At 65.6% G+C, this 13,796-nt stretch carries 14 protein-coding genes; 5 read left to right on the forward strand and 9 right to left on the reverse strand.

Annotated elements, in window-relative coordinates:
- Window positions 1–56 precede the first annotated feature (56 nt).
- Complete coding sequence (locus tag AC1DN0_RS26115) at window positions 57–329, reverse strand: hypothetical protein (protein WP_035860708.1); 273 nt, start codon at window positions 327–329, stop codon at window positions 57–59.
- Between the two features lie 516 nt (window positions 330–845).
- Here AC1DN0_RS26115 and AC1DN0_RS26120 point away from each other — a divergent pair.
- On the forward strand, window positions 846–1,994 hold the full coding sequence (locus tag AC1DN0_RS26120) for an AGE family epimerase/isomerase (RefSeq protein ID WP_477146119.1): 1,149 nt from the start codon (window positions 846–848) through the stop codon (window positions 1,992–1,994).
- Here AC1DN0_RS26120 and AC1DN0_RS26125 read toward each other — a convergent pair.
- Window positions 1,991–2,710: a Crp/Fnr family transcriptional regulator gene (locus AC1DN0_RS26125; RefSeq protein WP_441633597.1), complete on the reverse strand. Its 720-nt coding sequence runs from the start codon at window positions 2,708–2,710 to the stop codon at window positions 1,991–1,993. The two genes, AC1DN0_RS26120 and AC1DN0_RS26125, sit on opposite strands and share 4 nt — an antisense overlap.
- A gap of 396 nt (window positions 2,711–3,106) precedes the next feature.
- Between AC1DN0_RS26125 and AC1DN0_RS26130 the strand changes: the two genes are divergently transcribed.
- Window positions 3,107–3,766, forward strand: coding sequence for a copper resistance protein CopQ (locus AC1DN0_RS26130; protein ID WP_477146120.1), 660 nt, complete (start codon window positions 3,107–3,109; stop codon window positions 3,764–3,766).
- Between the two features lie 29 nt (window positions 3,767–3,795).
- Here AC1DN0_RS26130 and AC1DN0_RS26135 read toward each other — a convergent pair whose 3' ends face one another.
- Complete coding sequence (locus tag AC1DN0_RS26135) at window positions 3,796–4,656, reverse strand: LysR family transcriptional regulator (protein ID WP_441633601.1); 861 nt, start codon at window positions 4,654–4,656, stop codon at window positions 3,796–3,798.
- Between the two features lie 177 nt (window positions 4,657–4,833).
- On the opposite strand from AC1DN0_RS26135, the gene mdtD reads away from it, so the two are divergent.
- Window positions 4,834–6,225 (forward strand): multidrug transporter subunit MdtD, encoded by a 1,392-nt coding sequence (mdtD, locus tag AC1DN0_RS26140; protein WP_477146121.1) that lies wholly within the window; start codon window positions 4,834–4,836, stop codon window positions 6,223–6,225.
- A gap of 46 nt (window positions 6,226–6,271) precedes the next feature.
- Here mdtD and AC1DN0_RS26145 read toward each other — a convergent pair whose 3' ends face one another.
- From AC1DN0_RS26145 to AC1DN0_RS26160, 4 genes are all read right to left on the reverse strand, one after another.
- Window positions 6,272–6,670 (reverse strand): hypothetical protein, encoded by a 399-nt coding sequence (locus AC1DN0_RS26145; RefSeq protein WP_045240523.1) that lies wholly within the window; start codon window positions 6,668–6,670, stop codon window positions 6,272–6,274.
- A 94-nt stretch (window positions 6,671–6,764) separates the two neighbouring features.
- Window positions 6,765–7,451 carry an alpha/beta hydrolase gene (locus AC1DN0_RS26150; RefSeq protein ID WP_441633605.1) on the reverse strand — a complete coding sequence of 229 codons (687 nt, stop codon included), beginning with the start codon at window positions 7,449–7,451 and terminating at the stop codon, window positions 6,765–6,767.
- 268 nt (window positions 7,452–7,719) lie between these two features.
- The gene (locus AC1DN0_RS26155; RefSeq protein ID WP_035860742.1) at window positions 7,720–8,007 is read right to left on the reverse strand and encodes a hypothetical protein; all 288 of its coding nucleotides are present in this window, start codon (window positions 8,005–8,007) and stop codon (window positions 7,720–7,722) included.
- A gap of 152 nt (window positions 8,008–8,159) precedes the next feature.
- Window positions 8,160–9,926 (reverse strand): FAD-dependent oxidoreductase, encoded by a 1,767-nt coding sequence (locus AC1DN0_RS26160; protein ID WP_441633607.1) that lies wholly within the window; start codon window positions 9,924–9,926, stop codon window positions 8,160–8,162.
- 600 nt (window positions 9,927–10,526) lie between these two features.
- On the opposite strand from AC1DN0_RS26160, the gene AC1DN0_RS26165 reads away from it, so the two are divergent.
- The gene (locus AC1DN0_RS26165; protein ID WP_441633609.1) at window positions 10,527–11,015 is read left to right on the forward strand and encodes a hypothetical protein; all 489 of its coding nucleotides are present in this window, start codon (window positions 10,527–10,529) and stop codon (window positions 11,013–11,015) included.
- Between the two features lie 409 nt (window positions 11,016–11,424).
- Window positions 11,425–12,165, forward strand: coding sequence for a hypothetical protein (locus tag AC1DN0_RS26170; protein ID WP_441633611.1), 741 nt, complete (start codon window positions 11,425–11,427; stop codon window positions 12,163–12,165).
- Between the two features lie 116 nt (window positions 12,166–12,281).
- Here AC1DN0_RS26170 and AC1DN0_RS26175 read toward each other — a convergent pair whose 3' ends face one another.
- Window positions 12,282–12,518, reverse strand: a complete 237-nt coding sequence (locus AC1DN0_RS26175; RefSeq protein ID WP_477111674.1) for a 7(1) septoil knot domain-containing protein — start codon at window positions 12,516–12,518, stop codon at window positions 12,282–12,284.
- Between the two features lie 149 nt (window positions 12,519–12,667).
- Complete coding sequence (locus AC1DN0_RS26180; RefSeq protein WP_441633615.1) at window positions 12,668–13,594, reverse strand: LysR family transcriptional regulator; 927 nt, start codon at window positions 13,592–13,594, stop codon at window positions 12,668–12,670.
- Between the last annotated feature and the right edge of the window lie 202 nt (window positions 13,595–13,796).

The raw sequence follows: 13,796 nt of genomic DNA on the forward strand, positions 1-13,796 counted from the left end.
GCCCCCGGCCATATCGGAGGCTGGAAGGGGTTCGCGCGTGGCCGGATGGCAGCGCCCTAGCGGCTGGAGGCGCGAGCGGTGGCGCGGGGGGCGGCGTGCCAGTCGCCCGGTATGTCGGGGAAGATCTCGCACTCGCCGCGCACGATCAGTTCCACCGTTGCGCATACGCCTTTGACGCCGCGCGGGCCGACGCAGACCAGGCTGTGAGGATGCTCTGAATGATTGGGAATGGCGTACACGCGCATCCCCTCCTGATACAGGGGATGGGCGGGCAGCCTGGCGTTCAGCATCTCGACAAAACGCAAGGGGCTTACGACTGGCTTTTCCATCGTGCTCTCCCATGGAGCATGGGCGTAACCTCCGGCGGGCGCCGGATGGCCAGAAAGTGCGGGGAGGACGGAAGGCGGGAATCCCTCCGGCCGTGATATCTGCACAAACCAGGAATGTGGTCCTGGCGCCGCGGCGGGCGCGGAATGCGGCGCGATAGCCGCTCGTCGCGGTTCTCGAAGCAAGGGTCCACGCGGTAAGGTTAGGCGATCTGCCGGCGGGTTCAAGCTTGCCAATGGCACGAAACGGCGGGTGGGGCGAGGCCGCCACTCCGGATTGCGGCAGGTCGCCGGAATGCGGATCGGAAGGCGCACGCCTGCCTTTGTGCATGGTCCGGCGTATTTAGGCGCTATCGCCGGCGCCGGTTAGTCGGGAAGGCCGGTTGCCGTGCTGAGGTATATTGCACGGATGCCAGTCTCCGGGACGCCTCGGTTGCCGTTCCCCGCGTCCCGGGTCTTGGTCATGAATATTTAGCCGGGACCGCGCGATGACGCGCCCCTTACCGAATTCCTTCCCGCATGAACGTTACGCCAACCCTTGCCGCAACCGGTGCTGCTTCCATTTCCGCGTCCGTTGCCACGCTGCTCGCGCACTACGATGCCGCCATCCTGCCCCTATGGAACGGTCCGGGCTGGCATGCCGCCATGCAACTGCCCTATGAGGCGCTGTCGGCCACCGATCGCCAGCCGCTGCCGGTGGTGCGCTATCGCGCCATGGCATGCGCGCGCCAGATTTACGTGTTTTCCCGGTGCGAGGGCGCCGACGCGGCCGCCCACGCCGCGCGGCTGTTCGCGTCGCTGCGCGGCCGCTTCGCCGATGGCGGGTACGGCGGCTTCGTCTACAGCATCGATGCGCACGGCCAGCCGCTCGATAGCACCAAGGACTTGTACACCCACGCCTTCGTGGTTTTCGCTTGCGCGGCGTATTTCAAGCGGACGGGCAGCCCCGAGGCGCGCACCTTGCTGGACGGCACGGCGCGGCTGATCGAACAGCGTTTCCGCATGGCGGACGGCCTCTACCATGCCGGGCTCGCGCAAGACTTCAGCCCCGTTGGCGCCACGCCGCTGCAAAACCCGATCATGCACCTGACCGAGGCTTACCTGGCGGCTCACGAGGTCACGGGGGACATTTTTTACGCGGACCGGCTGGCGGGCATTGCCGCAGCCATGCTGGCCAGCTTTGTCGATCCGGCCAGCGGTTGCATCACCGAGTTGCCGTTGACGACGGACAACGCCGGCAACCGGATCGAGCCCGGACACCAGTTCGAGTGGTTTTCGCTGCTCGCTTCGGCGCCGTCCCTGTTCGACGGCTCGCCGCTCAGCCAGGCGCTGACGCGGGCCTTCGACTTCGCCCTGGCGCACGGTGTCGATACCGGCACCATGGGCGTGGCGGCGGCGCTGAACCTGGACGGCTCGGTGCGCGACCCGCTCCAGCGGATCTGGGCGCAGACCGAATTCGCGCGGGCGCTGGTGGTGCGTGGCGATCGCATTGCGCTCGCACACCTGCACGCATGGCTGCAATCGTTCCCGGCGCGTTTTCTCCACGCGGGCGGCTGGTACGAATGCCTGTCGGCGCAGGRCAAGGTGGAGCGGGCCGAGATGCCTTCGACCACGCCTTACCACCTTGCCACCGCTTACCAGGCGCTGGCACATGCCACTGCCGGCTAGCTCGCGGCAGGGCTGAGCAGGCGGTCGAATTCGTTGCGCACGATGCGGTAGGACTCGCCGGAGAAGCCTTCCAGCCCGGCGCGGTCGATGACGGTGATATGGCCACGGCTGTGGCTGATCATGCGCAGTTCCGCCAGCTTGCCCACAGCTTCGGTGACGCCCTCGCGGCGCACGCCGAGCATGTCGGCGATGGTCTGCTGGGTGACATCCAGCTCGTTGCAGGGCGAACGGTCCAGCGCCAGCAGCAGCCAGCGGCACAACTGGGTGGTCAGCGAATGATGGCGGATGCAGACCGCCGTTTGCGAAACCTGCGTGAGCAGCGCCTGCATATAGAGCAGGGCCATGCGCTGCAGCGTGGGCAGCTCGGGGTAGATGGCGCGCAGGTCGCCGGCGGCCACGCGGAAGCCGCATCCGCTACTGCGTACCTCGATGCGGTTGGGCATGGTCTCGCCGCCGGTCAGCGCGGGCAGACCAACCATCCCCTCGCGGCCCACCGAGGCCAGTTCGACGGTGGCGCCGCTTTCCTGCAGCGACATCATCGAGACCACCGCGGTGCTCGGGAAGTAGAGATGCCGGATGCGTTGCCCGGAGTCGCTCAACAGTTGCCCTGTGCGCAGGTTGACGCTATCCAGCCGCGAAATGAGCAGGCGGCGCTCGCGCTGCGGCAGTGCGCCCAGCAAATGATTGCCGGACAGGTCCAGTTCTGTGTCGGTCATCCCATTCTCCCCTAGTCGAAAAAATCCCGGCCACGGCGTCAGCCGTTCTGTCTTGTTCTGTTCGGTTTGCCACGCAGCAGCGCCTGACCCGTTACTGTATTTAGCGTCATGCGTACGCTTGCCGACACTGGCCGGAGGTTGGAGATCGTCACGGTATTGGGGGGGATAAGCATTTGGCTGGGCTCATCCTTTTGACTGGAAGATGACTGGAATAAGGCTTAGGCCAGTCAGGTGCGGGCGGGGCAGGGCGCCGGGTCGGGCTGCGCGGCGTGTCCACGTGCAGGGCACCGCACGCGGATCGAGGCGAACGGGCTCCGGCAAACAATCTGAAAAAAACCTGTAAGTTCCATCGGTTGCCGGCGACGAATGGGCTCATTCACCCAGTTGGAGATTGCCATGTACCCGAACCTCGCCAAGTCGCTGTTTGCCGCCGCCGCCATTGCCGGTGCCGTGTTTGCCCTGGGCAGCGCCCATGCCGCCAGCGCGGCTGCCGATCGCGTTGGCAACGCGCCCTATGCCCAGTCGATGCACAGCGGCGCGCGCGACGTATTCAGCGACGGCGCACGCACGGCACCCGTGAGCGCATTCACCGATGGCGCCCGTGGCGGCAGGTTCGATAGCTTCACCGATGGTGCCCACGCCCGCACGKCCGATCCCTTTACCGACGGCGCGCGCATTGCCGGCCTGGACCGCACGGGTCCTTCCGCAGATCCTGCCCGCAGCATCGACCCGTACACCGACGGCGCCCGCACCCGCATGGTGGATCCGTTCACCGACGGCGCMCGCATTGCCGGCCTGGACCGCGTTGGCGTCTCGTCCGATCCTGCCCGCAGCATCGACCCGTACACCGATGGCGCCCGCACCCGCATGGTGGATCCCTTCACCGATAGCGCCCGCATCGCCGGCCTGGACCGCAGTGGCGTTTCGTCCGATCCGGCTCGCAACATCGACCCGTTCTCCGATGGCGCGCAGAAGCTGGCCGGCATGGACACGCGCGGCGTATCGGCATCCCCGGCCCGTAGCTTCGACCCGTACCAGGACGGCGCCCATGCGTGAGCCCGGCGGGAATCGCACGCGGGTGCTGGCTATTCGTCCAGCCAGGACCCGCGCAGATCGCTCTTTTGCAGCAGTTGCAGTAGCGTTTCGGCGGGCCGGCTCAGGCGGCCCGCGCGCAGCGAGATGAACTCCACCTCCGGCAGCGCCGGCAGGCTTTCACTATTGACCAGCGGCGACAAGCCGCGCCCGGAAAGGTATTGCGCCCTCACGGTAATGCCCAGACCGCCACGCGCGGCGGCGATGCAGCCCGAGTGACTGCTGCTGGTGCAGACGATCTGCCAGCGCATCCCGGCCTTGGCCAGCGTATCGAGCACGATGGCGCGCGTGACGCTGGGTTCGGGTACCAGGATCAGCGGCAAAGGCTGCCTGAGGTCCGCCACGGTGCCGGGCCGCGCGAGCCACTCCAGCTTGCCGCGGAACAGCGGGGTGCCGCGCCTGTCGCCTTCGCGGCGCTTGCCGATCATCAGGTCCAGCGCGCCGGCATCCATCAGCTCGTAGAGCTTGCCGGTCATGCCGATGGTGATTTCCAGTTCCACGTCCGGATGCGAGTTGCGAAACGCGGCCAGCACATTGGGCAGCGGCCCCAGCGCCAGGTCGTCCGAGGTGCCCAGCCGCACGCGTCCCTGCAGGCGGGGCGCGTTGAACTGGGATTCCGCGCGCGTGATGGCTTCCAGGATCAGCCGCGCATGCGCCAGCAGCGCCTCGCCGTCGGCGGTCATGGTCAGGGTGTGGGTATCGCGCACGAACAGCCGCCGTCCCACGTGCTGTTCCAGGCGCCGGATATGGTCGCTGACGCTGGACTGGGACAGGCCGAGCTGACGCCCCGCATCGGTGAAACTGTGTGCGGCGGCAACGGTGGCGAAGGTCCGGATCCAGACGGGATTGAGCATGCGGCATTGTCATCGGAATATCCGATTACAGTCAATATATCCAGAGGGGTTCCCGATTGATAGCGCAATCATTAACATCGATAGCATTCGTGGCCCTGGGTTCTTCCGGATCTGCTCCCCGCGATTCCACCCGATGGCCGCGCCGGTTCTCCACCGGTCCTTGCCGAGATGTACCAGATGAACAGCCAATCCTCCCAAAAGGCCATGCTGTGGATTGTCGCAGCGGGCTTTTTCATGCAAACGCTCGACACCACCATCGTCAACACCGCGTTGCCCGCGATGGCGCGCAGCCTAAACGAGACCCCCCTGGACATGAAGCCGGTGGTCGTGGCCTACACCCTGACCATGGCCATGCTGACGCCGGCCTCGGGCTGGCTGGCGGACCGCTTCGGCACCCGCCGGGTCTACTTCGCGGCGATCCTGACCTTTGTGCTCGGCTCGCTGTTTTGCGCCGGCGCGCAGAGCCTGGACCAGCTTGTGATCGCCCGCGTGGTCCAGGGCATCGGCGGCTCGATGCTGCTGCCGATCGGCCGGCTGGCGGTGCTGCGCAGCGTCTCCGGCGAGCAATACATCGCGGCCCTTGCCTTCGTGTCGGTGGCAGGGCAGGTCGGGCCCATCTTCGGGCCGGTGCTGGGCGGCTGGATCGTGCAGTCGGTGGCATGGCACTGGATCTTCCTGATCAATGTGCCGGTCGGCGCGATCGGGATGCTGGCCGTCTTGCGCTACTTGCCGGATAACACCAACGGACGCGCGCCCCCGTTCGACTTCATCGGATGCGGCTTGCTGTCGCTTTGCATGGTGGCATTTTCGCTGGCGCTCGACACGCCACGCGAAGCCAGTCATGCGGCATGGAGCGGCGGCCTGTTCGCGCTGAGCCTGCTGTCCGCGCTGCTATACATTCCACATGCCCGGCGGCGGCGCGATCCGCTGTTCCGGCTGGCGTTGTTTCGCGAACCCAACTTCAGCATCGGGCTGGCCGGCAACCTGGTTTGCCGCATCGGTTCCGGCGCGGTGCCATTCCTGATGCCATTGCTGCTGCAGTTGCAGATGGATTACTCGCCGCTGCATTCCGGGCTGATGCTGCTGCCGGCCGCGCTGGCCGGCGTGGTCGCCAAGCGCTGGATCGTGCCGTTGGTCAAACGCTTTGGCTATGACACCTTCCTGCTGGTCAACACCTTGCTCGTGRGTGGCTCGATCGCATCGTTCGCGGCGATTTCGCCGGGCTGGCCGACTGGTCTGGCCATCGCGCAGCTCGCGTTGTTCGGCGCCACCAACTCCATGCAGTTTGCTGCCATGAACAGCGTGACGCTGAAGGGCCTGAGCGTGGAAGACGCGGGCAGCGGCAACAGCCTGTTCTCGATGGTGCAGATGCTGGCGATCGGCCTCGGGGTCACCATCGGCGGCGGGCTAGTGAGCTTGTTCACCGCGCAGCTTGGCGTGGCGGGCACGGCTTACCGGCTGGCGTTCCTTACCGTGGGCATCATTACGCTGCTGTCGGCGCTGGTGTTCCGCCGGCTCGACGGGGAACAGTTCGACAAGGGCCGCGCGCCAAGCGTGGCCAGCCGCTGAATCATGCCGGCCACGCCGCGCCTGCGAAGGCACGGCGCGTGGCCTGTCACTCCGTCACGCCGTTCTCGCGCAGCAGCCGCTCGCACTCGTCGAGCAGGTCGTGCGCAAAAGCGGACTGGTAGTTGGGGTCGAGCGCTTCCATCATTTCATGGGCGGTGTACAGGCCGGCCTCGCGCGACAGCGTGCCGGCCAGTTGCCGTGCGAACTGATCGCTCAGTTGCGACAGCAGGCGCCGCTCCGCCAGCGCCAGTTGCAGCCTGGAGCGCGACAGCCAGAGGCCTGCCAGGGTGGAGCCCTGGGCATCGGTCATCCACTGGCGGTGTTCGTAGTACGCCGACAAACGCTCGGCGGCAAGGGCGAACAGCAGCGCCTTGCGCGTATCGAAATCCAGCTTGAGCGGCGCGGCAGGGGCGGCCGCGGAAGCGTCGGGATGTGAGGTTTTCATAGGGCTTGCGAATAATGCGGAGGGCGCGAGCCTACCACGGCCGGGCGCGTCCCACGCCGGAATGGCCGTGCAGGGCCATTCCGCCTTCCCGTGGTCAGGACGGTTTGTCCGCGGCGAACCGCGCGGTCAGCCACGCGCCAATTGCCTGGATTTCTTCCATGCAGACCGAGTGCGACATGCGGTAGGTGTGCCATTCCACCGTGCATCCCTGCTGTTGCAGCGTATCGCGCGCCAGCATGCCTAGCTTGACGGGTACCACGTCGTCCTCGGCGCCATGCCCGGCGAAGATCGGCGTGGCGCGGTTGGCCTCGCTCAACTCGGCGGCAAGCAGCGCGGGCGAGGGGATATAGGTGGAAAGGGCGATGATGCCGCCCAGGCGCTCGGGATGCGTGAGGCCGGTGGTATAGGCCACGGCGCCGCCCTGCGAGAAGCCGGCCAGCACGATGCGATGGCTGGGCACGCCGCGCTGGTTCTCGCGCGCGATCAGCGCGCGAATGGCCTGGCGGGTGACGCGTATCCCAGCCTCGTCCACTTGGCGGCGCGCGTCGTCCAGGGACTCGATGTCATACCACGCCGGCATGACGTAGCCCCCGTTGCAGGTGACCGGGATGGCCGGCGCGTTGGGAAACACGAAACGCACGCCGGGTACGGGCGCCAGGTCCAGTTCGGGCACCACGGGGACGAAGTCGCTGCCGTCGGCGCCGAGGCCGTGCATCCATATGACCGACCATGTCGGTGATGGCGCGGTTTCGATCTCAATGGCTGGCAGCAGTTCGCTCATATCAGTTTCCTGTTGGGTCCCGGGCCGGGCACGGACGTCGCGAGGCACCGCGCGCGGCGTTGGGTCTGTGTGTGGATGACGCGGGAGAACCGCGCAAGACGGCCAGTATCGCACAGCGCTCGCGCAGCCCACGGCGATGCGCGACGGGCCATGACAAGCGCCACGTGCAGCGGTTGCGTGTGACAGCGTCGCGGCAGCCGCGTCCCGCGCAGGCGAGGGACGCGTCATCACCATTGCCGGCGCGGGCTGCGCCGGCAATGGTGAAACGTCAGGCTGCTGAAGGTACGGCAGGCACCGTGATGAGTCCGGGCGCGGAGCGATGGGCCTGTGCGTGCTCGGCGGCGGCAGATGTGCGCCGCTTGTCCACCACGCTTTCGACGCCGGAGGCGCTCACGTCTTCCAGGAAGGCGACGAGGTCGCGATAGTAGTCGACCTGCATCTGTGCTTCCAGCAGGCGGCGTTCGGCCTGGAATAGGGTAAGCCGCATTTGCTGCAATTCCCTTGCTGCTATTTTCTCCGGTGTGGGCGGACTAAATCTGTCTGCAAGCGAACGCATGGCAACCTCCCCGATCAGCGGCTTCGAATTGAAGCACCTGCCATTGCAACCAATATAGTAAATAAAAGCGCGTTTCACGCTCTGTCGCGCGCCGTCCACACGGTCGATTGCCGGCGCACGGAGGCAGGAGTAAATTCATTGCCCGGCGTGCCCTACATGGCGAGCATTCCCGGCTCCGGCAGCTTTAGTTTCGCCAGGTAGCCGTGGATTTGGGCGACCACAGCGGCGCCTTCGCCAACGGCCGCCGCAACACGCTTGGTGGAGCCCGAGCGCACGTCGCCAATCGCATAAACACCGGGTACGCTGGTCTCCAGCGCGGAGGCGGGCGCCTCGCCTTCATGTGGTGTGTCCGAGCCCGTCAGCACGAATCCCTTTGCGTCGACGCGGACATTGCACGTACGCAGCCATGCCGTATTGGGATCGGCGCCGATAAACAGGAACAGATGCCGGATCGGTATTTCTGTAATGCGGTCGCTATCGCGCGTGCGGTAGCCGACGGTAGCCAGGCGCTCTTCTCCGGCCAGTGTCACGACTTCCGCGCCGGTATGCAGTTCGATATTGGGCTGGGCCGCGATGCGCTCGATCAGGTAGCGCGACATGCTGGCCTCCAGGCTCGCCCCACGGATAAGCATGTGCACGTGCTTTGCGTGCGCCGCCAGGAAGACCGCCGCCTGTCCGGCTGAGTTGCCGCCCCCGACCAGCATGACCTCGTCGCCGCCGCATAGCCGGGCTTCCACCGGAGACGCCCAATAGTAGACGCCGCGCCCCTCATAACGATCCAGCGCTGCGATGGCGGGATGGCGATAGGCCGCGCCGCTGGCTATGACCACGGTGCGGGTCGGGATCTTGCGGCCGTCGCACAACTCGATGCGTTGCGGGTGTTCGCCGCAATGCAGTGCAGCCACCTCCAGCGGGATCGCGACGTGAGCACCGAATTTCTGTGCTTGGACAAAGGCGCGGCCGGCCAGTGCTTGTCCTGAGATGCCGGTGGGAAAGCCGAGATAGTTTTCGATGCGCGAACTGGCGCCTGCCTGGCCACCGGGCGAGCACTCGTCGAACACCGCGACGGAGAGCCCTTCGGACGCGGCATAGACGGCCGTTGCCAGCCCGGCAGGGCCGGCACCCACCACGATCACATCATAGACATGGTTCGGATCGAACTCGGGCAACAGGCCCAGGCAAGTGGCAAGCTGGCCTGGGTCGGGCGCGCGCAGCACCGCGCCGCCGGGGCAGATGACCAGCGGAAAATCGCCTGGGGCGGCCGCGCTGAACTCGAGCAGCGCGCCGGCGTCGGGATCGGTGTCCGCATCGACCACGGTGTGGGGATAACCGTTGCGCCGCAGGAAGGCCTGCAGCAGCAGCAGGCGTGGCTCGCTGCCGCGGCCCAGCAGGGTCGGGCCTTTGCCGCGTTCGATCAGGCCGACACGCCGCAGGATCAGCGCGCGCATGATCCGCTCGCCCAGTTCGGCCTCCGCGACCAGCAGCGCGCGCAGCCGGTCGGGCGGGATCGCAATGGCCTCGACGTTCTCCAGCGCCATGCCGTCGACCAGGGAGGGCTTGCCGGATAGCTGTCCGACCTCGGCGAGGAAGTGCCCCGGGCCGTGTTCGCCCACCACCGTCGAACGATCCAGGGCGTCGCGCTGGGACACCCGTACATGGCCCCGCAGCAGCACCACCATGCCGTGGGCGGGGTCACCCGTGCGGAACAGGAATTCGTTGGGGAGCCATTGCTTCACCGTGCCGAAATGCTGGAGCCGGGCGATCTCGCCGGCAGTCAGCAGGGGAAACATCTGGTGCCGGCGCGACTCCATCGGGGAGAACGCTGCTGCGGTGGCCTCTGGCTCGACTGACAGGTCCGCCGGCGCTATGGCTTGCGGATCGCCGTGTTCGGAACTCCCGATGGCATTGTCTGCGCTCATGAGTACGGCCTCCCGGTGGCACCGCGCGGGAGGCGGTGCAATGGATTCGAGTGCGGCRGGAGCGTGCGCGGGAACGCCCGCGCACGGCCATGGAGAGTTTGCTCGCGATGCCGCAACGCGGCAATCCCTGATGGCAACCTTCGGCGGTGCGTGTGAGGCCGATTGCACAAAGCGACGCACGAGTGCCCTCGATCGCGACCCGCGCCTCGAAAAGCCTAGTACACACCGATGGCAGGTGCAGGCGGCTGTCAGAAGAATGGCGCCCAATGGCTCACTTTTTCTGGGTGGCTGCCAATAGTGCTGCTTGTGCCGCTTAGGTTTTTTCGAATATTCTTAAACGCAACCTGGTAAAAACCCTTGACTATCTACCTACAGGTAGATAAGATGTGTTCCATGGACGCCGCAGCAAGGGCAGGCAGAAAAGGCCCGCCAGCCGGCTTCCAATGCAGCAGATATGTAACGACGACGAAAGTCACTTTTTTTTTGCCCAGCTTGTCTACCTAGTGGTAGGTAAAACGAAAGGGAAGTGACGATCCAGCTAAATCCCGGTCCCCGCGGCCAAAGCAGACCCCCGGACCCATGCTTCGATTGGAGAACATCATGAACACCACTCTTTTTGCCAAGTCCCTGCTCACCGCCGCCACCCTCGCCGCAGCTTTTGCCGCTGGCCATGCCCAGGCTGCCACCGTTTCCGCCGACAAGTACAGCTATGAATACCGCACCCGCGACGTGTACAGCGATGGCGCCCGTACCGGCAAGGCCGATCCGTTCACCGATGGTGCCCGCAGCGGCAAGTTCGACGTATTCAGCGAAGGCGGCCTGACTGCCGGCCTGGACCGCGCCGGCGTGTCGTCCGAGCCCGCCCGCAGCATCGACCCGTACACCGACGGCGCGCGCGTCGGCAAGACCGACCCCTATACGGATGGTTTCCGTACGGTGGCCGGCCTGGACCGCGGCAGCGTGTCGTCTGAACCGGGCCGCAGCTTCGACCCGTACACCGATGGTGCTCGTACCGACAAGCGCGACCCGTACACCGACGGTGCGCGCAGCGGCAAGCGCGACGTGTTCACCGACGGCGCGAATGCCTGAGCAAACTACCGGTATGCCGTGAGGTCAGCATGACCGCGGCGTACCGCGATCCATGCATCATCGTCGTGCCGCCGTCATGGCGGCGCACGGATATCAGGAGCACATCATGAGCCGTTGGCAGAGTTTCCGGATGTTGGCAGGCTGGGCACTGGTTTGCGCCGCCAGTGGCTCCATGGCAACCGTGTTGGCGCAGACGCTCCCTGCCTGATAGCCTTCCCGGCCCGCATCACCACTTGTACTATCGCAGCGCCGACGCGCTGTGCGACATCGGCGCGCCCATTGAGGCGCGCCGATTTTTTTGCTTCCTGGCCGATTTCCGGGGAAGACCGCGCCGGTTCATCGGCGACCTAAGCGGCCGACGGGCTATGATCCGCTACATTACCGAGGCAGCCGCATTACATTGCTCCAAATGAGCCACAGCCCTCAACAGCATCGGGTACAAGACCTCCTCACTTCCTATTTCTGGAGTGGCGACGCCATCCGCAGCCGGCGCGTGAGTGACATCGTGCTCTCAGGCACGGTCGACGTGCCTGTCCCCCCTGCACGTTTGCTTGCAGATTGGGCAAGGGAGATATCGTCCCGCCTGGTCCTGGAGCCCGGGGATGTCGAGGCAATGCCTCTGGCACGAGCGCGAGCGCGCTGGCCGGACTACACGCGCTGCGTGCAGGCTGTGTCCGATTGGGCGTGCGCGCTTGGACTGCCTGGGGTGCTTGCCTCCAGTGACGTAGCCCTCATGGCCTGCCGCGGCGCAAGGTATCACCATGACGGTGCGCAATATGGCGGTGCGGCCTTTTGCAATCTCTTCCTGAGCGAGGACAGGGGGCAGGACTTGCATTTTCCCTCTTTGGGTCATCGCATCCCGCTGACCCGGGGCACGGCGGTGATATTCGATACTTGCCAGCCTCATGGCGTAATTCAACGCCGCAGCAGCGGTTTTGATGTAGCCGACTTCCCGCCCGACCAGGACTGCACCCAATTATTCCTGACCTGGGAGCTTCCCATCGAAGATGCCCACGTTGGGCGCGCACTTGAGGTTGCCTTCGACATCGCCCCTTCGACCTCGCTGCAACTGAATGAAGAGCAAGTCTGGCTGAACGGTGCAAGGGCCAGCGTGTGCCCGGATTCTGGCCAGTGGTGCCGGGCCGACTGATCGTCGGGTAATGCGCGCGCCATTCGCTTCCCGATTTCGGCAGGGACGAAGCCATCGGCGGCTCCGCCATCTTGCGAACACGTTCAGTGGCGCCCGCTCAGTGCGATGGTGTCCGGCTATTTGCGCACGCCCGGAAAGGCGTTCACGTATTCGATGGTGAAATCCCCAAAGGCGTCGACGATCTGGATCTTGTAGTCGGCATTGCCGCTGACGATTTGCCATTCGCCAGGCTTGTCGGGGAAGGCATCGATCTTTTTCACTTTCAGGTCGGCAAAGGCGTTTACCACCTGGACCTTGTAGTCGCCAAAGGCATTGACGAACTGGATCTTGCCGTGAATCCTGGACACGTCCACGGCCGTTGCCGCCACTGCATGGAGCGATGTGCAAAAAAACAATGCGAAGAGGGCGGTTTTCCGCATGAGGTGATCCTTCGGGGGACGGGCGGAATTCTAATGCCTGGAAAGGCGAATTGTTCGAAATACGAAGATTGGACGACTGGGACCTAGCCTGGCCGGAGCGACGCGGGCCTGCCGCCTTGCCATCCGGGATCCGTGGCGAAGTACTCCGCCAGGAAGTCCAGCATGGTGCGCAGGATCGCCGGCATTTGCCGGCGCGATGCGTACACGCCATGGATGCCCAATGCCTGCGGTTGCCAGGCCGGCAGCAACGCCACCAACTGGCCGCTGCGCAGCAGCGGCGCGGCGGAGTAGAGCGGTTGCATGGCGATGCCGGCGCCAGCCACCGCGGCGGCCAGCAGCACCGTGGATTCGTTGGCGCTGAGATTGCCCTGTACCGGTACCGCCAGGGTTTCGCCAGCGCGTTCCAGTTGCCACAGGCTCTTGCCGAAGTAGGAGTAGGTCAGGCAGTTGTGCATGGCGAGGTCCTGCGCGCTGCGCGGCATGCCGTGGGCGGCAAGATAGGCCGGCGCGGCGCAGATTACCGAGGCGCAACTGGCCAGCTGACGCGCGATCAGGTTGGGGTCGAGGTCGTTGGTGATGCGGATGGCCAGGTCGATGCGCGCTTCCACCAGGTTGACGGCCTGGCTGCCGATATGGAGGTCGACTGCCGTTTCCGGGTAGCGCTTCAGATAGGCGGTGACCGCCGCGGCCAGGACATCCTCGGCCAGCGATTGCGCGCAACTGATGCGCAGCATGCCGCGCGGCGTGCCTGCGCGTTCGGCCGCGGGGCGTGTCATCTGGGCGGCGATTTCCAGCATCTGGCGGCAGCGGGCCAGGGTTTGCTCGCCTGCGGGTGTCAGGCTTAGCTTGCGCGTGGTCCGGTGCAGCAGGCGCTGTTCGGCCCAGGTTTCCATTTGGGCCAGGTAGCGGGTGACCATGGCGCGGGACATGTCGAGGGATTCGGCGGCGGCGGTCATGCTGCCGCGTTCGGCGATGGTGATGAAGACTTCGGCGGCGGTCAGGCGGTCCATGGGGTTTTGTTTGCAGCGGGTGTGGCTTTAATTGCTTAACTTCAACTTCAAATGCCTAAAGTCAAAGGCAGTTTCACCTCCCCTGCGGGGAGGCGACCTACTTTCTTGTCTTGCCAAGAAAGTAGGCAAAGAAGGCGCGCCGGATGGGGCGACACCCCCTCGGGATCCGGCGAAAAGAGCGGCCGGGACCCAAACTCGCATC

Source organism: Cupriavidus sp. 05N39 (assembly GCF_056397325.1).